Origin of the sequence: Porphyromonas macacae DSM 20710 = JCM 13914 (genome assembly GCF_000379945.1) — a bacterium.
In the GTDB taxonomy this organism is placed as follows: Bacteria; Bacteroidota; Bacteroidia; order Bacteroidales; family Porphyromonadaceae; genus Porphyromonas; species Porphyromonas macacae.
Genome location: NZ_KB904136.1, coordinates 1 through 23,822 on the forward strand (window position 1 = coordinate 1; position 23,822 = coordinate 23,822).

At 42.9% G+C, this 23,822-nt stretch carries 18 protein-coding genes, 1 tRNA gene and 1 riboswitch; of the genes, 15 read left to right on the forward strand and 4 right to left on the reverse strand.

Going from position 1 to position 23,822, the window contains the following annotated elements; translation table 11 throughout:
* From A3GI_RS11735 to A3GI_RS0105735, 15 genes are all read left to right on the forward strand, one after another.
* On the forward strand, positions 1–190 hold a 190-nt coding region (locus tag A3GI_RS11735; RefSeq protein WP_018360500.1), incomplete at its 5' end, for a hypothetical protein.
* Positions 191–355: 165 nt separating this feature from the next.
* Positions 356–432, forward strand: a tRNA-Asp gene (locus tag A3GI_RS0105665).
* Positions 433–656: 224 nt separating this feature from the next.
* Positions 657–1,334, forward strand: coding sequence for a response regulator transcription factor (locus A3GI_RS0105670; protein ID WP_025079415.1), 678 nt, complete (start codon positions 657–659; stop codon positions 1,332–1,334).
* Positions 1,331–2,623 (forward strand): sensor histidine kinase, encoded by a 1,293-nt coding sequence (locus tag A3GI_RS0105675; protein WP_018360502.1) that lies wholly within the window; start codon positions 1,331–1,333, stop codon positions 2,621–2,623. Before A3GI_RS0105670 ends, A3GI_RS0105675 begins: the two co-directional genes overlap by 4 nt.
* A 303-nt stretch (positions 2,624–2,926) precedes the next feature.
* Entirely contained in the window at positions 2,927–4,183 is a 1,257-nt protein-coding gene (locus tag A3GI_RS11215; RefSeq protein ID WP_018360503.1) for a PepSY-like domain-containing protein, read from the forward strand.
* Between the two features lie 16 nt (positions 4,184–4,199).
* Complete coding sequence (locus A3GI_RS0105690; RefSeq protein ID WP_018360504.1) at positions 4,200–4,664, forward strand: PepSY-like domain-containing protein; 465 nt, start codon at positions 4,200–4,202, stop codon at positions 4,662–4,664.
* Positions 4,665–5,096: 432 nt separating this feature from the next.
* Positions 5,097–6,239 carry a DNA polymerase III subunit beta gene (dnaN, locus tag A3GI_RS0105695; protein ID WP_018360505.1) on the forward strand — a complete coding sequence of 381 codons (1,143 nt, stop codon included), beginning with the start codon at positions 5,097–5,099 and terminating at the stop codon, positions 6,237–6,239.
* Positions 6,239–7,015: a 3'-5' exonuclease gene (locus A3GI_RS0105700; protein WP_018360506.1), complete on the forward strand. Its 777-nt coding sequence runs from the start codon at positions 6,239–6,241 to the stop codon at positions 7,013–7,015. Before dnaN ends, A3GI_RS0105700 begins: the two co-directional genes overlap by 1 nt.
* A gap of 61 nt (positions 7,016–7,076) precedes the next feature.
* On the forward strand, positions 7,077–8,285 hold the full coding sequence (coaBC, locus tag A3GI_RS0105705) for a bifunctional phosphopantothenoylcysteine decarboxylase/phosphopantothenate--cysteine ligase CoaBC (protein WP_018360507.1): 1,209 nt from the start codon (positions 7,077–7,079) through the stop codon (positions 8,283–8,285).
* Positions 8,286–9,215: a type IX secretion system protein PorD gene (gene porD / locus A3GI_RS0105710; protein ID WP_018360508.1), complete on the forward strand. Its 930-nt coding sequence runs from the start codon at positions 8,286–8,288 to the stop codon at positions 9,213–9,215.
* Between the two features lie 10 nt (positions 9,216–9,225).
* The gene (recN, locus tag A3GI_RS0105715; protein WP_018360509.1) at positions 9,226–10,890 is read left to right on the forward strand and encodes a DNA repair protein RecN; all 1,665 of its coding nucleotides are present in this window, start codon (positions 9,226–9,228) and stop codon (positions 10,888–10,890) included.
* Positions 10,891–10,896: 6 nt separating this feature from the next.
* The gene (gene rlmB / locus A3GI_RS0105720; RefSeq protein ID WP_018360510.1) at positions 10,897–11,637 is read left to right on the forward strand and encodes a 23S rRNA (guanosine(2251)-2'-O)-methyltransferase RlmB; all 741 of its coding nucleotides are present in this window, start codon (positions 10,897–10,899) and stop codon (positions 11,635–11,637) included.
* Between the two features lie 22 nt (positions 11,638–11,659).
* Positions 11,660–12,043: a RidA family protein gene (locus tag A3GI_RS0105725; protein ID WP_018360511.1), complete on the forward strand. Its 384-nt coding sequence runs from the start codon at positions 11,660–11,662 to the stop codon at positions 12,041–12,043.
* 4 nt (positions 12,044–12,047) lie between these two features.
* A riboswitch (cobalamin riboswitch) is annotated at positions 12,048–12,257 on the forward strand.
* A 447-nt stretch (positions 12,258–12,704) separates the two neighbouring features.
* Positions 12,705–13,967: a putative DNA modification/repair radical SAM protein gene (locus A3GI_RS0105730; protein ID WP_018360512.1), complete on the forward strand. Its 1,263-nt coding sequence runs from the start codon at positions 12,705–12,707 to the stop codon at positions 13,965–13,967.
* Positions 13,968–14,018: 51 nt separating this feature from the next.
* The gene (locus A3GI_RS0105735) at positions 14,019–14,786 is read left to right on the forward strand and encodes a TIGR03915 family putative DNA repair protein (protein WP_018360513.1); all 768 of its coding nucleotides are present in this window, start codon (positions 14,019–14,021) and stop codon (positions 14,784–14,786) included.
* Between the two features lie 393 nt (positions 14,787–15,179).
* On the opposite strand, the gene A3GI_RS11220 is transcribed toward A3GI_RS0105735, so the two are convergent.
* The 4 genes from A3GI_RS11220 to A3GI_RS0105760 form a co-directional block, all read right to left on the reverse strand.
* A complete protein-coding gene (locus A3GI_RS11220; protein WP_018360514.1) occupies positions 15,180–16,022 on the reverse strand; it encodes a GLPGLI family protein in 843 nt (280 codons plus the stop codon).
* A gap of 589 nt (positions 16,023–16,611) precedes the next feature.
* Positions 16,612–17,472, reverse strand: coding sequence for a GLPGLI family protein (locus A3GI_RS11225; protein ID WP_018360516.1), 861 nt, complete (start codon positions 17,470–17,472; stop codon positions 16,612–16,614).
* Positions 17,473–17,711: 239 nt separating this feature from the next.
* Complete coding sequence (locus tag A3GI_RS0105755) at positions 17,712–20,399, reverse strand: TonB-dependent receptor (RefSeq protein WP_238319949.1); 2,688 nt, start codon at positions 20,397–20,399, stop codon at positions 17,712–17,714.
* A gap of 542 nt (positions 20,400–20,941) precedes the next feature.
* Positions 20,942–23,644, reverse strand: coding sequence for a calcium-translocating P-type ATPase, PMCA-type (locus tag A3GI_RS0105760; protein WP_018360519.1), 2,703 nt, complete (start codon positions 23,642–23,644; stop codon positions 20,942–20,944).
* Positions 23,645–23,822 lie beyond the last annotated feature (178 nt).

Below are 23,822 nucleotides of genomic sequence, written 5' to 3' on the forward strand. Positions count from 1 at the left end.
AGAGCAGGTCAAGATGGACTTCGCCTTTCTAGCTATGGCCTTTAATCTGAAGAAACTATGTGCTAAGGTTGCTCGAAAGGCGAAAAACACTCCCAAAAGACCTATATCAACCCTCAATCTCGGCCTCATGCGCTTCCACCTCCTCGAAAAACACAAAAATATCCCTCAAAGGCTAAAACCGGTGGCTTAACCAACCACAAACCAAAACTAAAAGGAGCTGCGCCAAAATTCATTTTGACACAGCCCCTTTTTTGTTTTTGATGTCTTTAGATAGATATTTTTCAAATAGTTTGTAGAAAATAAAAAAACATCATATCTTTGCCAAGCAAAATAAGAGAGATCTCTTTTAAGCAACGGTGTGGTAGTTCAGCTGGTTAGAATACCTGCCTGTCACGCAGGGGGTCGCGGGTTCGAGTCCCGTCCATACCGCCAAGAAGGTGTAAATCGAGTAGAGTGCGATTTACACCTTTTTTGTTTTGTATGTGATTCTTTTCTGCAAAGAGGCCGGGTATGATTCGTGAAAAACGGTATTCCTCTTCTTAACTGTTTTATTGTTTGAAACACTCCGATCAGCTTCAGGATATTTTCAGAATTTGTACTTATTTTTATACAATTGTTTCGTAATGAGCATTGCTTTTTACGCAAATAGAAAGTTTATGAAAGTTTTGATAGTCGAAGATGAACCTTCTCTGAGGGATGTTCTTGTTTCTTTTCTCAAGAAAGAGCAGTACGTTGTTGAGTGTGCCGATACTTATCATGGTGCAATGGCTAAGGTTATGGAATATGGCTATGACTGCATCCTGCTCGATATCATGTTGCCGGATGGAGATGGGCTGACACTGCTGAGAAAACTTCGAGATATTCGTAAAGACGGAAACGTTATAATCATCTCGGCTAAAGATTCCGTAGACGATAAGATTGCAGGGCTCGATTTGGGAGCCGATGACTATTTGTCCAAGCCGTTCCACCTTGCAGAACTCAATGCCCGTATTCGTAATGTCATCCGCAGGAAAGATCTTAAAGGCGATAATGATATAACGGCCGGTAATGTGCGTATCGATACCGCAAATTTTGACGTGTATGTTGCCGACCATAAACTCGATTTAAGCCGGAAGGAATACGATATTCTTCGATACTTTATGACACGTCCGAATCATTTGATAGATAAGATTCGCCTTGCCGAGGCCGTATGGGGCGATCATATCGATCAGGCAGATAATTTCGATTTTATTTATGCACAGATAAAGAATCTTCGTCGAAAAATGAATGATGCACAGGCCGATATTGAAATCAAGGCGGTTTATGGATTAGGATACAGATTGATTATTAAATGAAGTTACTGCATCGTATATCTTTACAGCTTTCATGGGTCCTTCTGATTTGCTTTGCGGGGTGGGGCACCCTGTTTTATTATATCATCGTGGATGAAATCAATGATGAGACCGATGATGCTCTTGAAGAGTATGCCGACTTTATCATCGTTCGTGCGCTTACGGGAGAGAAACTTCCGGAGAATGAAAATGGAACGAATAACAGCTATCATCTCATCGAAGTCTCTGAGGAGTATGCAGTCGGAAATCCCTCTACGCTTTTTATGGATGAGATGGTCTATTTGCAGTCTAAAAAAGAGACCGAGCCGGCACGTACTTTTCGTACAATTTTTAAGAATCAGGAAGGGCGATATTTTCAACTTTCCGTGATGATTCCTACTTTCGAGAAAGAAGATCTTAAGGAAACAATCCTGTACTGGCTTATTTTTCTGTATATACTTTTATTGTTGACAATCATATTGGTCAATTCGTTTGTACAGCGTTACAGCCTTAGACCGCTCCACGATATGGTAAGTTGGATAGAAAACCTTACCTTATCCAAAGATACCCTTCCCCTAAAAAGAGATTATGGCACTTATGAGTTCAAAATACTGTCCGAGGCTCTTTGGCAAAGTTTTCGCCGGAATGCCGAAATCTATGAGCAACAAAGTCTTTTTATCGGTCACGCCTCTCATGAACTTCAAACGCCTATTGCTATAGCTCAAAATCGTCTGGAGTTGCTGATGGATGATGCCGGCTTTAGCGAGGAACAGCTCACACAGCTTCTTAAGGCAAAACAGTCCATTGAAAATCTTTCAAAACTTAACAGGACACTATTGCTTCTTACAAGGATAGAGAATGCCCAGTTTGCTCAAACTTCACGAATTGATATCAATGACCTTTTAGCTTCTATTTTAGTCGATTTTGGCGAAGCGTACGAATATCTTCAAATTTCGTGTAATATCGAGCATAATTCGGCGCTTATTCTTAATATGAATGAAACTCTGGCCACGGTACTTTTCAGTAATCTGATCAAAAATGCCTATACTCATAATTTCCCCCGGGGTCGGATATACTTGTCCGTAGACAACGACAGGATATCCATATCTAATACCGGAGCGGCTTGTGCTCTTAATTCCGATTACATATTCCGGCGTTTCTATCAGGGTTCTCATCGCGAGGGATCTACCGGTCTCGGGCTGTCCTTGGTGGAATCTATTTGCAAAAATTACAGGATGAATGTTTCTTATTCTTATGTAAACGATCTGCATCGTTTTCAAATATCTTTTCCTGTAGAAATGATCGTTAAGTAAATCTCTTCTTTTAGAAATTACAGTTTTTCATATTTTTTTCAGTTTTGGTCTGCATCTTTGTGATACAGTCAATCGGAAAAATTGAAATAATATGAAAGGATTTTTTTGAAAAGACATCTCCCTGTTTTTGATTTTAAGGCACACTGTGAGCCTTACCCTGTCCCATCAGCTCTTTGAGTTCGTATCTTTTCTGAAGAACCTCAACAAAGGCAGAATCCAATCGTAGATGAAGTTTGATGCGAACTCAAATATTTATGATAAACTAAATGGAAAACGATTATTAATTTTTAACAGTTAGAAACTATGAAGACAAAATCGATATTATTAATTCTCTTATCGGGGATTCTTTGGATTATCGGCTTTAGTGCGTGTACCAACCGGGAGGATCATCAGCCCGTAGACACTTTTGAGCTCCCTGTCAATGCGCAGGCATTTATTCGTACCCACTTCGATGGAATACAGGTGGTCTATGCCAGGAAAGATATTGAAACTCCTTCCGAATCTTATGAAGTGATGTTGAATAACGGTATCAAAGTTGATTTTGACCATAATGGTCATTGGGAAGAAATCGACGGTGAAGGAAAAGAGGTTCCTCAGTCCGTTGTACCCGCTAAGATAGCAACCTTTGTAAAGGCTAACCATCCCAATGCCTTTATTGTGAAAATTTCTCGTGATCGTTCGGATTACGAAGTAAAACTTTCAAACGGTATCGAGATTAAGTTCGATGCCCGGACTTTTGAAGTTATCAGCTATGACAGAGATGATGATGACGATGAACGTCCGATTGATATAAGCCAACTTCCTTCTGCTGCGCGCAAGTTTATCCGCACATATTTCAATGAAGCCGATGTTGTTTCTGTGAAAGAAGACAATGATGATCATAAGAAGTCTTATGAGGTGCGCATGCGTAACGGTTTCAAACTCGAGTTCGACCGGAATGGCGAGTGGAAAGAGGTTGACGGCGGTCGCCTTGCTGTTCCCAAAGGTATTGTACCGGCTAAGATCGAAAAGTTTGTGTCGAAGAAGCATCCGAATACTTCAATTGTTCAGATTTCACGCAACCGTTATCATTATGAGGTAGAACTGGCAAACGGCATTGAAATCAAGTTCGATGCCAAAACCTTTGAAGTTATCGGATATGATATGGATGATGACGGAGATTTTGATGATGACTTCGATCAAGATGATACTCACATCGATTTGAGCAAACTACCTTCGACTGCCCGTAAATTTATCCGTACATACTTTAATGAGGCAGATGTCGTTTCGGTAGAAGTAGATAACGATAAAGGTAAAAAGTCTTACGAAGTACGTATGCGTAACGGTTTTGAACTCGAATTCGACCAAAATGGCGAGTGGAAAGAAGTTGACGGCGGTCGCCTTGCTATTCCCAAAGGTATTGTGCCGGCTAAGATCGAACAGTTTGTGTCGAAGAAACATCCGAATATTTCAATTGTGCAAATTTCACGCAACCGTCGCCACTATGAAGTAGAATTGGCAAACGGTATTGAAATCAAGTTCGATGCTAAAACTTTCAAATTTATAGGATACGATAGATAAAACGAATGCTGTAATAATGAGACTCAAACTGTTTCTGATCTTTGCTCTTTTCTTTAGCCGCTCGCTCTTTTCTTCAGGAGAGACTGTTTATGCGAAAGACAATACACTTCGTCCTCTGCAGTTAAATGAACTGCCTCGTATTGTACGGGATTTCATCCATTCTTATTTTGCTGAAAAAGATATTTCTTTTATCAAATCCGAAGGAACAATGATTTTCAAGAAGTATGCAGTTTATTTTGTGGATGGTTCCAAGGTCGAGTTTACAAGGAATGGAAAATGGGAAAAAGTCGATTGTATTAAAAATGCTGTTCCTTTGGGGATCGTTCCTTCGCAAATTATAGCTTATATGGAGCGTCACTATCCTCACAGCAGTATTGTAGAAATCTATCGTGACCGTCGAGGATATGAGGTGGAACTGAATAATGATGTGGAAATCAAGTTCGATTCCAGATTCAATATCAAGGAGTATGACGATGATTGAGCAAAAAGCGGAAATAGAAGAGGTCTATGACAGTAAATCGAAACTTGCTATAAATTAATTTAGAGTAGATTCTTGCTGTAAAGAATTGAAAAGTCTCGGTATTGGGTAAAAATCAATACCGGGACTTTCGTTTTTATTTAGTTTGACGTGGTGACGTGTACTGAAAAAAAGTCTGCCTGATGGTTGAAAATTCTTCAGGCAAAGAAAAAAAATCCAAGTTAACTTCGTTGAAAATCCATTGCGCTAAGAATTTTCAACCATCAGGCAAGAGAATTTCAGTCTTTCCCATGGCAGAAAAATAATCACAGGTGATCGCGTTCGTTTTTTTTTCGGTAAGATTGCTTTACGCTGTCCATTCTTGAATTTCTAATCCTCTTACATTCTTAAATCGTTATATTTGTACATTAGAATAAAATATAAATCATCAGCATTATGAAATTTACCGTACCGAGCAATGAACTTATGCAGCACTTGCAGGCTTGTGCACGTGCTATTTCGCCCAAAAGTACAACGGCTATGCCGGTTTTGGGTAGTATCTTTTTCTCTATCGAAGGAAATGTGCTTACCTTGACGGCTGCGGATATTGCCAACCGCGTTACAACCTCTCTCGAAGTGAATAACCATGGGGAAAACGGTGCTTTCCTCGTTGCAGAGCGAATGATACTGGATCCTATCAAGGAGTTGGCAGATCAGCCAATCGAGGTGTCGGTGAACAGCGAATCTCATGATGCTTTGATTACTTATAATAACGGACAGTACAGCTTTGTCGTAGACAGTGCCGACGTTTACCCCGCTGCTCCTGTTCTGGAGGGTAATATCCAGAAGGTAGAGCTGACAGCCGAACAGTTGCTCAACGGGTTAAGTGCCACACAGAATGCTACGAGCAAGGATGAAAGACGTCCCATCATGACCGGAGTACATTTGGATATCTTTGAAGACAATATGGTCTTTGTGGCTTCTGACGGACATATTCTGATCAAATATACCGACCATAATATTAAAAGTAATATCCGAACTTCGTTTTGCCTTTCGGATCGAGCCACCGCTCTTTTGACTAAGACGCTTCTGCCGCGTGAAGACGGTAATGTGCTGCTTTCTTTTAATCATGAGTATGCGATTTTTGAACTGTCCGGTTATACTCTTTCCGCACGCCTTTTGGAGGGACGTTACCCGAACTATAACAGCGTAATACCGGCAGATAATCCTTACGCCATCACCGTCGACCGGATTTCTTTGTTTTCAGCTATTAAGCGTGTATCGGTTTTTGCCAATCAGGCCAGCGGCCTCATTCGTCTGGAAATAAACCGCGAACAGATTAAAATATCGGCCAATGACGTGGATTTCTCCATTGCCGCCGAAGAACGCGTGCCGGCTTCCTGTTCCGTCGAAGATGTAAATATCCGTATCGGTTTCGATTCGAGTATGTTGATCACCATGCTGCAAAACATGGATAGCGAACAGGTTACTATTTGTCTGGCCGATCAGACTCGTGCCGGTCTTATTTTGCCTACGGAAACACCCGACGGTATCGAATTGTGCGGCCTTGTTATTCCGATGAAATTGATTGGGGAATAATGAATATCAAACTGAATAAGCCTATTGTCTTCTTTGACCTCGAAACGACGGGAGTGCGTGTCGCTGAAGACCGCATCATAGAAATCAGTATCGTGAAGCTGCTACCCGATGGTTCGCGTGAAGTGAAGACCAGGCGTATAAATCCCGAATGTCACATCCCGGAAGAAACTACGGCCATTCATGGTATAACCGATGAGGATGTAAAAGATTGTCCCACATTTAAGCAGGTAGCCAAGAGCTTGTATCAGTTTATCAGAGGGTGCGATCTTGCCGGATTCAATTCAAACCGTTTCGACCTTCCCCTGTTAGTGGAAGAGTTTTTGCGTGCCGGGGTGGATGTCGATTTCAGTAGTGCCAACCAGATAGATGTTCAGACCATCTATCACAAGATGGAGCCGCGGACACTCTCAGCTGCTTATAAATATTATTGCGATAAGGAGCATGTCGAAGCTCATTCGGCAGAGGCGGATACTTTGGCCACAATGGAAATTTTCCTGGCGCAGTTGGAGCGGTATCCCGATTTGCCTCACGACATGAAACAGCTGGATGAAATATCCCGCTATCACAATACGATCGACTTTGCCGGCTGTCTGGTACGTAACGAGCAAGGTGAACCTGTTGTAAACTTCGGAAAGTATAAAGGTAAGAGTCTGATGCAGATCTTCGAGACGGATCCGAGTTATTACTCCTGGGTACTTAACGCACAGTTTACTCAGGATACAAAGCGTTATTTTACCAAATATTTTCTGGAATATAATCAACGGAAGAAAGGATGAGAACAGTATCTCCGGGCTTCCGGCTGAATCAATAAACATTTTCCCAAAATTCATACTACAGATGTCTTCATCTCTCCAAGGTAAACATATCGTATTGGGTATTACCGGTAGTATTGCTGCTTACAAAGCTGCTGTTCTGGCACGTTTGCTCATTAAATGCGGAGCCGAAGTGCAGATCGTCATTACTCCTGCCGGTAAAGAGTTTATTACTCCCATTACGTTATCTGCAATTACCTCCAAACCTGTTATTTCGGAGTTTTTCAGTAATCGCGACGGTACGTGGAACAGCCATGTGGATTTGGGTTTGTGGGCCGACGCTATGCTTGTGGCTCCTGCTACGGCAGCCACCATCGGCAAAATGGCTCACGGTATTGCCGACAATATGCTTGTGACCACCTACCTCTCTGCCAGAGCACAGGTTTTTGTGGCTCCGGCCATGGATTTGGATATGTTTGCACATCCTTCCACTACCGATAATCTGGAAATCCTGCGTAAGCGCGGCAATTTGATTATAGAGCCGGCATCGGGCGAATTGGCCAGCCATCTGGTAGGCAAAGGACGTATGGAAGAACCGGAGAAGATTGTGGCGGTTTTGGAGGCCTTTTTCAATAAAAAACAGATTCTTTCCGGGAAGCGGATACTTATCACAGCCGGACCGACGTATGAGAAAATAGATCCCGTAAGGTTTATCGGTAATTACAGCACCGGTAAAATGGGTGTTGCCATAGCCAATGAGCTTTATCGGCGCGGAGCTCAAGTCGATTTGGTACTGGGGCCGTCTGTCGAAATACCTGAAGAAGGGATTAACACGGTTCGGGTGGAGAGTGCGGAAGAAATGCTTGCAGCATGCCGGAAGGTTGTTTCCCTGTGTCATGCAGCTGTCTTTACAGCAGCAGTGGCAGACTATCGCCCCGCGGAGCGATCGGACAGTAAGATTAAGCGTGAACAGAAAGGCGATATGGAGCTCCTGCTCAAACGTAATCCTGATATTGCCGCTACTTTAGGACAGGAAAAACATGAAGGCCAGTTTTTCATGGGATTTTCACTGGAGACCGACCGCGGTTTGACGGAAGCAAAACGAAAGCTGGAGGTCAAGAATTTTGATGCTATCGTGTTGAATACCTTGCAGGATGCGGGAGCAGGCTTCGGTGGTAATACCAATAAGGTAACTCTCATCGACAGGAGTGGGCTGGAGGATAGCTTCCCGCTAAAGAGCAAGACGGAAGTGGCTGCCGATTTGGCCGATTATCTCGTTCGGAAACTTCAGTAGATGGTTATGTTCACACGTTTGCCTTATTCTTTTTTATTTCTGATTGGAGCATTGTTTGTTTCATCCTCTTGTTACAAACTCCAAGCTCAAGAACTGGCGGCAACGGTAAACATCAATACGACTAAATTAGGCAGTGCGGATGCCGAGGTTTTTTCGACGTTGCAGCGCGATCTTTCAGAGCTGCTGAACCGTACACGATGGACTCGATATATTTTTGCTCCCGAAGAGCGCATCCCGTGTCATTTCTATTTGGAGATTCAGGGACGATCCGATCAGGGAGCTTACAAAGCTCATCTGACAGTCAGCTCGCGCCGCCCGGTCTATGAGTCTTCTTATTCATCCCCCATGCTGGTTGTCAAAGACCGTCAGTTAAACTTCGATTATAAGCAATATGATCTGCTTGAGTATAATCCGGACAGATTGAATGACAATTTAACTGCTGCCACTGCTTTTTATGCCTGTTTGATTATCGGACTCAATATGGATAGTTTCGGCTTGTTGGACGGTGAAGAGGAGTTGCAAAATCTGGTCAAGATTAAAGACCTTTCCACCGGTCATTTGAGCTGGGAGGGTTGGCGGGCGGACGAATTGAGTTCTAACCGTGGAGCTTTGACTTCATCGCTGACAGGGGAGTATGCACGTGTTTTGCGCGAGGTCTGGTATAACTATCATCGCCGGGCATTGGACCGGATGACGTTGAACCCGATTGAGGCCAGACATACAGTTATGGAAGTATTGGAAGCACTGGATCGGGTAAATACGGATAATCCGGGAAACCTGTTCGTTCGTCTTTTCGGCAACGCCAAACTTTGGGAGGTAACAGGGCTTTTGGAAAAAGCCGAAAGAGAACAGAAACTCAAGGCATACGAGATACTCAAACGTTTGTATCCTACTGATGAGAATATTTATGCCAAACTGAAAGATTCATAAGCAGACAGTCATGTTAAAGTCTCTCTACATATCCAATTTTGTACTGATTGATGAACTGGTCTACGAGCCGACTTCGGGCTTTTCCGTGGTTACAGGAGAAACGGGTGCCGGTAAAAGTATCATACTCGGAGCTTTGGGATTGCTTACAGGTAAACGTGCGGATAGCACAATGCTCAGACCGGGTGCTAAGAAGTGCGTTATCGAGGCCGTCTTTTCCAATCCGGGTAAACCGGTGTGGGATTTGATTGCACAGGAAGACATTGAGCCGGATGATGATGCGTGTATCGTTCGCCGGGAAATTTCTTCCAATGGCAAGAGCCGTGCTTTTGTCAATGATACGCCTGCTTCGCTATCTCTTTTGAAAAGTTTGGGCGAAGTGCTCATTGATATTCACTCTCAGCATAAAAACCTGTTGCTTTCCAACACCTCGTTCCAATTGGATGTGTTGGACACCATTGCTTCCGACCGGGAGGAGTTGAATCGCTACCGGCAAACATTCACGGCTTACGAGGCATTGAAGAGAGAAGCTACGGAATTAAAAGCATTGCGGGAACAGGATATTCAGGAGCATGACTATCTGGCCTTTCAGTATAATCAACTGGTAGAGGCCGGCCTGCAGCCTGATGAATTGCCCGGATTGGAGGAAGAAGCCCGAGAATTGGCGCATGCTCAGGAAATCAAACAGGAACTGACCCGTTTTTATCAGGCTTTTACGGATGATGAGCGAGGTGCATCTGCCGCTTTGCATGTTGCTTCGGAGGCTTTGAAGCAGGCTTCCAAATACATGACGGCAGTGAAAGAGTTGCAGGAGAGGTTGCATGTCTGTTCGGTCGAATTGGACGATATCGTTTCGGAAACGGATGCTTTGAATGAGAAGATCAATTATGATCCTGAGCGACTCGCTTTGGTTTCCGATCGCATTGATCTGATCAACTCGCTGTTAATGAAACACAAGAAACAGACGACAGACGAATTACTGATACTTCAGGATGAATTGTCCCGTCGGTTGGGAGTTATCGAGCATTACGACGAACGGATAGAAGAGATAGAGCGCCGGATAGAAGACTGTCGTGCACAACTCGTATTACAGGGAGAGCAACTGCACCGTATGAGGAGCGAAGCTGCCCGCACAGTCTCTTCCCATGTTGTAAAAGAGTTAAGCAAGCTGGGTATTCCTCACATTCGTTTCGAGGTGGATATGGAACGGAGCGAACAGCCCGGAAAGGATGGATTCGATTCGGCTACATTCCTTTTTTCTGCCAACCCCGATATCCGGCCCGAGCCGGTGGCCGGGATTGCCTCGGGCGGAGAAGTGGCGCGCCTGATGCTTACTCTCAAAGCATTGATTGCCAAGCATAAGAGTCTTCCCACGATTATATTCGACGAAATAGATACCGGTGTTTCGGGCGATATTGCCGAACGCATCGGGGTTATTATGCGCGAAATGGGGGCAGTGATGCAGGTTGTGGCCGTTACTCATCTGCCCCAGATTGCAGCAGCCGGCAAGGAACATTTCTTTGTTTATAAGGACGTTGCTGAAGGTCAGACGCGTACACGGATAAAAAAACTGGAAGACGAAGAGAGAATACAAGAGGTGGCACGTATGCAAAGCGGTGGCAACCTCAGTCCTGTTGCACTGGCGGCAGCCGGTGAACTAATTAAAAAATCACGATAGAAAAGAATGAAAAAGAACCTGATATACGGCATTCATCCTATTCTGGAAGCATTAGACGCCGGAAAGGAGTTCGATAAGATCTTTATGAGACGGGGCTTGCGCACCGAAGAGGCTCTGCAAATCATATCGATTACCAAGAAGAGGCTTATCCCTGTGATGTTTGTTCCCGAAGAGAAACTGAACCGGATTACGATGAAAAATCATCAGGGAGTGGTAGCCTTCTTGTCGGATATCGAGTATGCTAATCTGGAGATGCTCATTCCTGCTCTTTTTGAAGAGGGTAAGATGCCGTTCATAATCCTTTTGGACGGAATTACCGATGTGCGCAATTTCGGAGCCATTGCCCGCTCTGCAGAGTGTGCGGGAGCCGATGCCATCGTCATACCCGAGCGCGGGAGTGTATCGGTAACGGCTGATGCCATTAAAACGTCGGCCGGTGCTCTTAGCCGTATTTCGGTATGCCGGGTAAGCACGATTCCTGCTGCTATTTCATTGCTCCGCAACAGCGGCATCAAGGTTATTGCCGCTTCGGAAAAATCTTCCACGATGTACACGGACGAGTGTCTCCTGCCTCCTGTGGGTATTGTTATGGGAGCGGAAGACGTAGGCCCCTCTGAGCAAACTTTGCGTATGGCAGACAGCATCGTAGCCATTCCGCAAAAGGGTTCTATCGGTTCGCTCAATGTTTCCGTGGCAGCCGGTATCATGCTTTACGAAGTACTCAGACAAGAAACTTTAGATAATTGATAATTCCATAAAATTTACTGCAATGAAAAAAGTAATCAAAACAACCAATGCTCCCGCAGCCATCGGCCCTTACAGTCAGGCTGTTTTAGTAAATAACAATATGCTTTATGCCAGCGGTCAGCTGGGTATCGACCCGGCTACCGGCGATTTTGTGTCGGCAGACGTGAGCGAGCAAACCGCTCAGGTTTTCCGTAATATCCGTGCTATCTTGTCCGAGGCCGGCTTAGAAATGAAACACATTGTCAAGACGACCTGCTTTCTGGCGGATATGGGTGACTTTGCAGCCATGAACAGGGTATACGAAAGTCAATTTGAAGGAGACTTCCCCGCACGCTCGGCGGTTGCAGTCAAAACTCTTCCCAAAAACGGTTTGGTGGAGATAGAAATTATAGCAATTAAAGATTAAAAGCTATATTTGTGATAAGTTTTGTGCGCATACGTGAAGACGTGAGTTTGTGTCGTATGGGCTTAAAAGGGAATCGGGTGTAAATCCCGAGCAGTCCCGCTGCTGTGAATGACCGCCAACAGGGTGTTGGAATCCACTCCCGGTTCTGTGCCGGGGGGAAGGCCAAAGACCCGAGGTCATGAGCCAGAAGACCTGCAAAACTTTTCTGCGGCTTCGAGGAAAGCTATGGATCAGGACTCTTGTTTATTGTATTACTCTTGATCCTAAAATGTTCCCCCAAAAGGAAAGGTGCCGGGCAGGGGCACCGTGCAGACTATGCCATAATATAGTTTGTGTGATTAGAATGACCTCCGGAATAGTAATGCTGAGGTGTGGGATGAGCTCCAGACCGATATTACTTGGCCGGAGGTTTTTTCATGATTTTTCTTAAGTCGTTTTTTCGTTTCTATTTTTTGTCTCAGCGAAAAAGGATTCATTCGGGAGAATAATGTGAATGCTGCAAGTGTGATTTGAAGGCCACAGGAAAAATTCGGTGTTTGTAAATATCGTACTCTTTTATTCCGATCAAACAATGTGTTTTATAATTTTACAGATAATTTTATAATCCGTATATTCTGTTCAAAGAAATGTTTCGAACTTGGAGGTAAAGGCATAATCTACAATGAAAGAGAGCACGATACAAAAGTTGAAAATACTTGCAGAGGCAGCAAAATACGACGTCTCCTGTGCATCCAGCGGGTCTTCCCGCCGGAATACCGAAGGAGGTATCGGCAATGCTTCCGGTTGGGGTATCTGTCACAGTTTTACTCCGGATGGTCGATGTGTGTCGCTGTTTAAGATTCTGCTGACCAATCATTGTATTTATGATTGTGCCTATTGCTCCAATCGAAGGAGTAACGATGTAAGGAGAACGGCCTTTACTCCCGAAGAATTAGCCGAGCTTACCATCGAGTTTTATCGCCGGAATTATATCGAAGGTTTATTTCTCAGCTCCGGTGTCGTACGGAACCCCGATTACACCATGGAGCAGATGTTGCATACGATAAAACTTCTGCGGGAAGTGTATCGTTTTAACGGTTATATACACATGAAAAGCATTCCCGGCTGCAGTCAGGAACTGGTGGCGAAAGCCGGAACCTATGCAGATCGGATGAGTGTCAACCTCGAAATACCGTCGGAAGAAAATCTGAAGTTGCTTGCTCCCGAAAAAGACTATGCCAGCGTCTTTGCTCCGATGCGTTTTATTCAGCAGGGGATGCTGGAGAGCATGGAAGATCGCCGGAAATTCAGGGCTGCTCCCAGATTTGTTCCCGCAGGCCAAAGCACACAGGTCATTATCGGTGCCACACCGGATAGCGATAAACAAATCCTGTCTCTTGCCTCTGCCCTGTACAAGCGGCCTTCGTTCAAGAGGGTATACTATTCAGGCTATATTCCGGTCAATACCGACAGCCGTTTGCCTGTCGTTGTCAAGCCCCCTCTGGTTCGGGAAAACCGTCTCTATCAGGCAGACTGGCTGATGCGTTTTTATCAATTCCATCTCGATGAGATCGTCGATGACGTTCATCCGGATTTGGAGCTTGACGTAGACCCTAAGATGAGTTGGGCACTTAGGCATCCGGAGTTCTTTCCGGTCGATTTGAATACGGCGCCTTATGAATCGATTCTTCGCGTGCCCGGTGTCGGGGTGAAATCGGCAAAACTGATCCTTTCCTCACGGCGATTTGGCCGGCTGGATTTTTTTCAGCTCAAGAAAATAGGGGTAGTCATGAAAAGAGCCCAATACTTTATCGTTTGCCGGGATCTGCCCATGCGAACGATTCATGAAGTAACCCCGGAATATATTCGCAGGCAGGTGGCTCAAAGCCCGGAGAAGAAACCTGCAGAAAAATGGGTTAAGATGCCGATAATCTGGGGCGATTGACCAATGAAATTTTAGGGTTAATACTTTTAGACAGCATCGAACGATACAGACATGACGCTATTCGTTTATGATAAGACCTTTGATGGCATTCTTTCCTGTGTTTTCTTTGCCTATGAGCACAGGATAACCCCGGATGATATCCTTTCGGAGCAGTCCCAAATACCTCTTTTTATCAACAACCTGTATCATGTGAAAACGGAAAAAGAGAAAGCGTGGCGAGTATGGTCGGTTTTGGAAAAAAAATTATCGCGCATTGCTCAAAACATGGTGCTTATGACTTGGCTGTCCGAACTTCCCGAAATCGAAATGTTGCTTTTCCGCTACATTTGTAAGATTATCGACCATCCCAAAGGGTATGAGATGAACTTCGGAGATGCCGGAGTCATCAGGATTAGAGAAATCACCCAAAAAGTACATGCCGAATCGGAGAGGCTCATTCAGTTCATTCGCTTCCAGAAAACGGCCGATGATATTTATTTTTCTCCCGTCTCTCCCCGCTTCAATCTTTTGTCTCTGATCGTTCCCCATTTCAAATCCAGATATGCAGATCAGCAATGGATTATTTACGATGTCGGTCGGAATACCGGTGTATATTATGACAGGCAGGCGGTTTGTCAAATTTCTTTTTCTCCGGAAGATTTGCGCGCATTGAAACAACCGAAACTGGATGATGAAAAGTTGTCGGAGGAAGAGCTGTTTTTTCAAAAAATGTGGAAGCAATATTTTCGGAGTACAACCATCCGGGAGCGTATAAACCTTAAGCTCCAACGCCAACACATGCCCAAGAGGTATTGGAAGTTCATGACAGAGATGCAATAACCTTTATTTAAGGAACTTGTAAGTAAAGATGGAACCAAATCTTTTGTACCCGGAGTACTATTAGATACTTATAGGGGAATTGGCTGCAAGTTGTTAGAGAGTTGGCTTGATAATTATAAAGAAGCCATAATCTTCGAAATACGAGCAAGAACAAAAATGAAAGTGAAAGCCGAATAAAATGAGAACAAAGAATAATAAAGTAAAATGCTATCTCTATACTCACCCTTTAATAGTGAATATTTTAGCAACTTCCTTTCATCGTAGTCCAAGTAAATTTCCCATAACCGCAATACTCACATCTCGGATTACAAGCATCCGTTACTTCAAATGTCACCTGAGGAGTGTTGGATAAACACCTTTTTATATCGCCGGATTTTAAATATCTTTTCTAACTTACTCTAATTCAATGGGATTATAAGGGTATGAAACAGATTTCTTGTTTTTATCATTACCGGAATTATCTCGAAATGATATTTTTATTCCTAAGCTTTCCGCAACACTTGCCGGCTGTTCATGAAATCTTTTAATCAAACTGTTCAACTTTTCCCTTGAGGTTTCCTGTGTCATCCAATTCCAAAAAACAATTTTTTCTTCTCTTTTTACCTTTTCTATTCCTACACAATCAAAAATGTAGTGCTTTTGAGTGTCCATAATTTGCAAAATTAATCCGGGTAGTCCATCAAATTTGTACGGACCTTCTTTTAAAGGTATCTGAGGAGTAAACCAAGCTTCGTAGTTTCGTCCTCGAAAAAAAGCTGTAGCCTTTTGGCAAGTATACCCCAAAATCGTTTTTTTGTCAGGCAATAAATTCCAATTTATTTTCGGAATAACTTCTTTATACTTGAATATGGGGCCACTTAGGAAAGTACGGTATACTACTGTGTTTACACCATTGGGATAATTTTTGTAAACGATTACCGGAGGAACCACATCTTGGAATAATGGTATGCTTTTTGCTCCTTTTTTTAACAATGCTGCTGCGGTGGAATCTGCTTGATAAAGTAGATTACTGTACGATTTAGAGCTATTATCCCCAATTTGCAATATGACTACATCTTTTACTTGTTTCTCTGGTTCTTCGGGATTGTTTACGATGCTAACGTTATAAGTTATCACATATTTAGCGGTGTCGATAACTGTATATTTGCTTAATGCCTTAGGCATAACGGGAAGTTGAGATTTACATACAGGAAGAAAACCTAATGCTAAAACTAAAACCATTAAAAATCTTTTCATGTTTATGCTTCTTTTTATTGTTAACTCAGTTTTCAAAGTCAATTATTATAAGGATTTTGTCACTACCGAGTGGATGATGGCACAGGGGATAATGGGTTCCCTTCACGATTTCTTTCCCTGTATTCATAAGAATACGATTTTCGTACTTAGCAATGCTGCCGTGCATCTAAACTGACGGATGAAGGATATTAGTCCGATATGGGAGAAGAAAGCATTCTTCCTTTTTTTCTTGCTGCCATATTCCCCACCTCCGAAGATTGCTAAGACATTTTGGAGAATACTCAGATACATCCAAGACTATAAAAACCATTTTTTGCGTTGGCATTGCCGTTATCGGTGGTTGAAGAGCCTCGTTGACCACTATGACAACAGCCGCAACCACAAATCAATCAGAAAATCCAAAAACCTTGTTGCCTTTTCCATAGGTAGTATTTGATTTTTCCTCTCATCGTAATCGGAGTGAAATTTTCCATAACCGCAATACTCACATCTCAGATTGCAAGTATCCGTTACTTCAAATGTCACCTGAGGAGTGTTGGCTAAGCACCTCTTTACATCGCCGGATTTTAAATATCCCTTCCATACTAAGTTATTCTAATTCAATGGGATTATATGGGAAAGAAACACTTTTTGCTTTTCCTTTTTCAGACATGTGTAATTCTATTCCGTTTAATTTCAGATATTGAAACGGATTAGCGTACGCGCGTTTCAATATATTGAATAGTTTTTTTCGATCGATTTCCTGATACCTCCATTTCCAGAATTTAATGGGGACCACTTCCTTGGGATGTGTGATGGAGATGCAGGTATAAACAAAGTGTTTTTCCGTGTCACTAATTTCTAAAATCAATCCCGGCAGTTTGCCAAATTTATATGGCCCTTCTTTAAACGGAATTTCAGGTGTAAACCAGGCTTCATATGTGCGCCCACGAAATGTGCCGATTGCTTTCTGACAAGTGTAGGAGTGTATTTTTTTCTTTTCTCCTGTCAAATCCCAGCTAATTTTTAGAGGGTAATCATCCCGGTATAAATAAACTGTTCTCACTCCAAAAAAACGATGGCTGACCGATGTTTTCTTTTCTGCATAATTTTTATAGACTTCAATAGGCGGGATGTTTTCTTGAAACCAAGGTGCGCTTCGTGCACCTTTTTTTAGGTATGAAAAATAAATAGAATCACCATCGTATTGCAATTTACTAAATGCTTTGGAGTATTTATTTCCTATTTGTAACACTTGAATATCCCTTGTTTTTTTTTCTTTATTTTTCAAATCATTTATAATCGAAACATCATATATCACGATGACTTTTGCTGTATCGAGCGTAATATAATTATCCACTTGTTGAGGTTCAACGGGGATATGCTGACTGTCATCGGTTATAAAAATAGCTTGGGCATTCAATAAAAATATATTGAATGAAAGAATAATTATTGCAAGAAATCTATTCATGGTTATATATCCTGTTAAAACCGTCTTATATGATCTTAATGCAAGATTTTTTTTGCTTGAATATTTATTTTTCTCATCTGCGCTACTTTATAGTTCTTTACTAAACCTCAGCCCTTACCGACCAAACATCGCAATTATTTTCCCGAATCGGTAAGGGCAAACAAGCCAAGTTTGTTTTGCATAAGAAGTGAATATCATTTTTTATTACTCTCATGATCTTAATATAATTGAGTCTGTTTTTATAATAATTTGAACTTCACTTTCAGCATCACCGCCATCGGTCGGATTTCGTATTCGGAATAATACGAGTTTAGCGCACCGTAAGATGCCGAAATGTATTTTCCCGTGTTGAAAATGTTTGTCCATTCGAGGGAGTAACGCACGCCTCTGTTCACATACGTCAAGCCCAAATCGGCAAGCGAGAAGTTTTTGTCACCCTGAATGGCACTGTTATAATAATGTTCCAATGAACCGTTGAGGTTTATGCTGAACGGAAGTGAAATGTCTATTACAGCCCGTTGCGTAAGCGATTGTATCGCCTTGAAACTTTCTCCCGAACTAACCTTCCCCCTGCTGCGTCCCCACGATACTTTATACTCTGTGTTAAGCCAACGGAATGGCTTTAAGTTTACCGATGCGCTTGTGTTTGTCCATTGGCTTTTGTAATTCACTAACTTGTTTTGACGCATTTGTTCGCTGGTATATTTTCCATACGATGCGTCTGCCGAAAAGACCAGTGCTTTCCAGTCAAAGCCTTTGCTTACCCGCCCGCTTACTGAAAAAGAATTACCTCCATTGGGCTGCATGGCAACTTGGGTTACGGATAATAACCCGTCGAATGTTTGAGCGTACATCCCTTCGCTATGGTAGCGATTGAACGAAATACCCCCACTCGCAAAAAACATATCTAAAATGTTCTTGTAAGATAAACCGAATGAAGCCAATAAACTGTTTGAATCAAAAAGTTGTGTGTCATATCTGTTGATGCTCCGATAGTTTTGCAGGATATAGCCCGTATAAAGCAACGCAAGTCCGGGCATTCGGGTGTAGTATCCCGCTGCGCCATTGGCCTCCAATTGATTTGTGAAAGTGTATCGTACAGAAAGCAACGGTTGAAAATAAAATTTGCCGACATTCAACGTTTTACTATTTGTCTGTTGGTTGTTGATGGCGGTGTGTTTGTATGTAACAGGCATAAAAAAGCTGATTTTCAGGTTGTCTCCGTTGTATGTAGTGTTAAGCGAGATACCGGCATTAATATGCGTCCGGGCTATGTCATTTTGCATTTCGGCATTCAAAACCGGATGAATAACGTTGTTATTATCCGCTGTTTCCATATCGGATCGCAACGTTTGATGTTCAACATTAACATTTGCCGTCGGGTTAATCTGCACATTACCTATTACTGCAGCCGAAAGAAACGAAAATCGATTGTTGGACACGAAAGCGTTGTATCGTACGTTTTGTAAAAGAGCGGCATATTCTTTGCCTGCGTTTATGAGATCGGGGTACAATCCCGGGGTAATGCGCAAGTGATGCGGCTGTGTGCGGTAGGCATTTTGGAGCATCAACTCTATGCCTTTTTCATTTTCTCCGCGTTTTATCCAATGGGTAACATTGTTAGCGAAAAAACTTTTGTTATCTAACCGTTGTCCTATTGATTGGCGTGTGTTTACTTCACCCGAAACATCGTCCCAACTTCCTGAAACATTGAGATAATTATTGAAATAATTGCGATCCTTGTTTAAGTTGTATCGAAATTCTGTTTCGATATTGTTGGTTCTGTTTCGGGCTGCAATATCCTCTTCGATAATTTTTTCAGCCTCTCCCGGCAGAATGTATGATGTTCGGGCGAAGCTGTGCCGCCGGTCTTCGTTGTTGTAATAAATTAGATTAGCACTTACTTCCGCGTCGTTTTTTGACTTGAACAGGTTGTTTGCCGTAGCTGCATGCGATGTGTTGAAGTTGTAGCGCTCAAAGCGTATAGATGGAGGCGAAGGCTGTTGCACGTCGGTCATTTGCAGCTCTCCGATGGGATTGTTAGCAGTAAACGAGCGTAATTCTTTGTTTGCATCCGTGCCGTTGTTGTTGGTTTTACAGGTAAACAGGTGCTGGCGTTCTTTGGCGAAGTACATCCCGGTAAGTTCTTCCTGCCACAGCAAGCTTTTATCGACCCCTAATCCCAGCATTGCCGTCATACCGAAAATATGTTTTTTGCCTTCCTTTATTTTCAGATTGATTGCCGCATCATTGGAAAATTCTGTTTTTTCCAATGCTTTTATGGGTTGATGGTTCTCGAGAACTTGTACGGTTGCTATATCATTGGCGGAAATATTGTTGGTTGCGATGCTGTACCGGCCTTGCAGCATATCAAGATTTTCAATATAAAACTTATTTATGGGCTTACCTTTGTAGGTAATTTGTCCGCTTTCTTTTACATTGATTCCGGGCATTTTTTTCAACACATCGCCGATAACTATGTCTTTTTTATCTTTGAAAGCTGCAACGGAATAATTTATAGTATCTTTTTCGCCCCACATTTTGGTTGGTTTTACAACTACCTCTCGAAGAGCAACGCTGCCTTCTTCCGTTGTAAGATTTACGGTTTGGCTTTTGTTTTCCACGCGTTGGGTTTTTCGCTTGATATCAAATGCAGATATTGTAATCAGCAAATGCGAACTGTTGCCTTTGTAAGAAAGCTTGTAATTCCCTTTTTCGTCTGTGAAACTGTAGTCTACTATGGTACTGTCTGCGGGAAGCATCAGCATTACGGATATGTCGGGCAAGCCTTTACTGTTTTTGTTAGTGACTCTTCCGGTAATAACCGTTTGAGATAACGAAGGAAGCGTACCGCAAAGTAACAGTAGCCACCACGTTGAAATGAGAATTTGTTTGTGAAAACAACGATTGCTCATATGATGTATCATAGATTAGACGCCTTAGAGTGTTTTGCATACGGTCTGTCGTGTAATCATTGACGTGTGCTGAAAATTGACACTCCGGGAGGCTTAGTTTATACCTAAATTTACAAAGTTTTTTCTAAAATCCATTTTGAGTTTACATATTTTCGTTTTAGGATAGCTTTCGGTTTACACCGGAAAAATTCTTTCTTTGCATGGAGTTCATTTTGCAGTACGATTTGAAGACCATTCGAGATTGCTCCTCTTTTCATATCGACAAGAGGTTTTCCTCCTCCGAATGTATGATTTGCATCGGGTTTTCGTTCCGGGAGTTTGAATAAGGCTCAGAGCTGTGTTGTGCTTCTTGGCGATGGCGTACTTGCAAAAGCTATTGAGGTATTCCTCTAAAATGCAGAGATGACCGGAATCGGTCAAATGTTTAGACATAATTACTGCTTTTTTGACCTCCCCGAGTGTCAACGAGTTTTTTCAGTACACGTTGTTTTTTCTTCTTTTTTCAATTTGTTTTAGTGTTTAGGTGAGAAAGAGATCCTTCTTATTCGAAAATTTTATTGTTCATTCTTAAAACTGTTGATGCCCAGCATTTTGAAGAGGTTCACGATGAGTATGGGGGCAAAAGAAAGTCCTAATATCAAAAACCAGTGCCAGGTATCCATGGGTACTAAGCGAAACGCAGAGCGAAGCCCCGGAACCATCAGTACCATAAGCATCAAAGACAATGAACCGAAAATACCCCCCAAGAGCCAAAGATTTTTAAGTGGGTTGAATTGGAAACTGTATTTACGGATCGAATGCAGGTTGCGCACGTGGAAGAGCTGGGCAAATGAAACAGTGCAGAAAGCCATGGTTTGTCCTAGTTTTTCGCCGCCGTCACGGTAGCCGAAATAATAGGCGACTAAAGCCAGAACCCCTACCATAATACCCTGGTAGATAATACGCCACGTCATCCCCTTGGTAAATACACCTTCTTTATTATCACGCGGAGGACGTTTCATGATATTTCTGTCGGCCGGATCCTGACTGATTCCCAGTGCCGGAAGGCTGTCGGTTACAAGGTTTATCCATAACAGATGAATCGGTAAAAGAGGGTTCCCGAGGTTGAAGATCGAAGCGATGAAAATAAGTACCAGTTCGCCTACATTTGTGGACAGCAGGTATTGAATCGATTTTAAGATATTGTCGTAGATACGGCGTCCTTCCTGTACACTGGTTACTATGGTGGCGAAGTTGTCATCGGTCAGGATAACATCGGACGCACCCTTCGACACTTCTGTTCCGGTTATTCCCATTGCTACTCCTATATCTGCCTGCTTGAGAGCTGGAGCATCGTTTACTCCGTCTCCGGTCATTGCTACAATGTGTCCATGACGTTGCCACGCTTTAACGATGCGAACCTTATGCTCCGGCGCTACTCGTGCATAGACAGAAACTTTAGGACAGGTATCGAATAATTCGTCATTCGATAGCTTTTCCACATCGGTTCCCAGTAAAGCCGTATCTCCTTCTTTATAAATCCCAATTTCTTTGGCAATGGCTACTGCCGTAATTTTATGATCTCCTGTAATCATAATGGGGCGAATGCCGGCTGTGCGACATTTTTCCACAGCCTCTATCGCTTCAGGTCTTGCCGGATCTATCATTCCGAGAAGACCCAGAAAGATCAACTCTTTTTCTACTGTTTCTGCATGGATTTCTGCGGGCAGATTATCCGGATCTCGATAGGCAAAAGATAACACACGGAGAGCATGGGAAGCCATTTCATTATTGGCGGCGTTGATTTCTTCTATGTCTTTCGAGGTAATAGGACGTACTTCTCCATTGTGATAAATGCGGGTTGTAACACTCAGTATTTCATCGAGTCCCCCTTTCACATAGGTACGTAACACGTTGTCCATTTTGTGTATTGTGGTCATTCTTTTTCTTTCGGAGTCGAATGGCACCTCCGCTACACGCGGATAACTTTTGTCGAGCTCGTTTTTGTTCAATCCCATTTTCAGTCCAAGATGTACAAGTGCCGTTTCCGTTGGGTCCCCTGTTAGTTCTATCGTGTCGTTTTCCATACTCAGGTGGGCATCCGTACATTGTACTGCACATGATAAAAGCAGTTCTTCTGTTTCAGACAGCTGCTTTTCCGTTTTTTCCGCTTTTTTCGGATTGAAAATATCGCCGTTTTCTTTGAAATCAATGAAGCGGCCGTTGTACCAGCCTTCCAAAACCGTCATTTTGTTTTGTGTTAGCGTGCCCGTTTTGTCTGAACATATCACAGAGGCACTCCCTAATGTCTCCACAGAAGGTATAGTACGTACAATGGCGTTCATTTTAACCATACGCTTAACACCCATGGCCAGCACCATGGTGGAAATGACCTGAAGTCCTTCGGGAATAGCTGCCACAGCCAGACTGACAGCCAACATAAACGTTTTCAGCCAGTCGTTTCCGTAAATGACCCCTACGGCAAAGATGATCAAGCATAAACCCAAAGCTACATATCCAAGTACTTTGCCGAGATGTTCCAAACGAAGTTGCATCGGTGTCATGGTTTCTTCCGTATTTTCCAGCATTGTTGCAATATGTCCTACTTCTGTATTCATGCCTGTTGCTGTAACGATACCTTTGCCTCGACCGTAAGAAACCAGACCGGTGGAAAAAGCCATGTTGATGCGATCACCAAGAGCGATATCTTCTTTCTCTTCAGTTAAAGGATCGGAGATTTTTTCTACAGGTACAGATTCACCCGTTAGAGCAGATTCTTGAATTTTCAGGTTTTTACTTTCTGTCAGGCGTATATCTGCCGGTACCACATCCCCTGTTTCCAGTATAACTATGTCGCCGGGCACCACTTCAACGCTTGATATTTCTCGTACCTGGCCATCGCGAAGAACTTTGGTATGTGGGGTGGACATTTTGTTCAGAGCCTCTAAAGAAGCCCGTGCTTTGATTTCCTGTACTGTTCCGATGAGAGCATTTACGATTAGAATGGCTATGATGATAATACTTTCCAAGAGTCCTTCATTATTCATTATACCCACAACCCCCGAGATGATAGCAGCGATGATAAGAATGAGCACCATGGTGCTTTTGAACTGTTCGAAGAAGATGCGTGCCGCGCTTTTTTTCTTTTTGGATGCCAATTTATTCGGTCCGTATTTTTTCAGCAGATGTTTTGCTTTGTTGCTGCCGAGGCCGGAAGCCGGATTCGTTTCGAACGCTTTTGCTGTATCTTCAATGCTTTTGCTGTAAAAATGTTCCATTGTTTATTGTCTGTTTTGTTTTCTTAAAAAGAAAATCCGGAATAAGGCTCTATTCCGGATGTGGGTTATGGTGTATGTGAAAATAATACTCTTGTATATTGCGATGGCATGAATGTAAATACCACTGTTTTTGCAGTGAGAGCATGGTGCTTTGTTAGAGCCCGTGTAGTCAAAATCT

What these genes read in the sequence shown, in the direction of transcription:
- A3GI_RS0105670 (WP_025079415.1), top strand. Translation starts at nt 657, where the DNA reads ATGAAAGTTTTGATAGTCGAAGATGAACCTTCTCTGAGGGATGTTCTT.
- A3GI_RS0105675 (WP_018360502.1), top strand. Translation starts at nt 1,331, where the DNA reads ATGAAGTTACTGCATCGTATATCTTTACAGCTTTCATGGGTCCTTCTG.
- A3GI_RS11215 (WP_018360503.1), top strand. Translation starts at nt 2,927, where the DNA reads ATGAAGACAAAATCGATATTATTAATTCTCTTATCGGGGATTCTTTGG.
- A3GI_RS0105690 (WP_018360504.1), top strand. Translation starts at nt 4,200, where the DNA reads ATGAGACTCAAACTGTTTCTGATCTTTGCTCTTTTCTTTAGCCGCTCG.
- dnaN (WP_018360505.1), top strand. Translation starts at nt 5,097, where the DNA reads ATGAAATTTACCGTACCGAGCAATGAACTTATGCAGCACTTGCAGGCT.
- A3GI_RS0105700 (WP_018360506.1), top strand. Translation starts at nt 6,239, where the DNA reads ATGAATATCAAACTGAATAAGCCTATTGTCTTCTTTGACCTCGAAACG.
- coaBC (WP_018360507.1), top strand. Translation starts at nt 7,077, where the DNA reads ATGTCTTCATCTCTCCAAGGTAAACATATCGTATTGGGTATTACCGGT.
- porD (WP_018360508.1), top strand. Translation starts at nt 8,286, where the DNA reads ATGGTTATGTTCACACGTTTGCCTTATTCTTTTTTATTTCTGATTGGA.
- recN (WP_018360509.1), top strand. Translation starts at nt 9,226, where the DNA reads ATGTTAAAGTCTCTCTACATATCCAATTTTGTACTGATTGATGAACTG.
- rlmB (WP_018360510.1), top strand. Translation starts at nt 10,897, where the DNA reads ATGAAAAAGAACCTGATATACGGCATTCATCCTATTCTGGAAGCATTA.
- A3GI_RS0105725 (WP_018360511.1), top strand. Translation starts at nt 11,660, where the DNA reads ATGAAAAAAGTAATCAAAACAACCAATGCTCCCGCAGCCATCGGCCCT.
- A3GI_RS0105730 (WP_018360512.1), top strand. Translation starts at nt 12,705, where the DNA reads ATGAAAGAGAGCACGATACAAAAGTTGAAAATACTTGCAGAGGCAGCA.
- A3GI_RS0105735 (WP_018360513.1), top strand. Translation starts at nt 14,019, where the DNA reads ATGACGCTATTCGTTTATGATAAGACCTTTGATGGCATTCTTTCCTGT.
- A3GI_RS11220 (WP_018360514.1), bottom strand. Translation starts at nt 16,022, where the DNA reads ATGAAAAGATTTTTAATGGTTTTAGTTTTAGCATTAGGTTTTCTTCCT.
- A3GI_RS11225 (WP_018360516.1), bottom strand. Translation starts at nt 17,472, where the DNA reads ATGAATAGATTTCTTGCAATAATTATTCTTTCATTCAATATATTTTTA.
- A3GI_RS0105755 (WP_238319949.1), bottom strand. Translation starts at nt 20,399, where the DNA reads ATGATACATCATATGAGCAATCGTTGTTTTCACAAACAAATTCTCATT.
- A3GI_RS0105760 (WP_018360519.1), bottom strand. Translation starts at nt 23,644, where the DNA reads ATGGAACATTTTTACAGCAAAAGCATTGAAGATACAGCAAAAGCGTTC.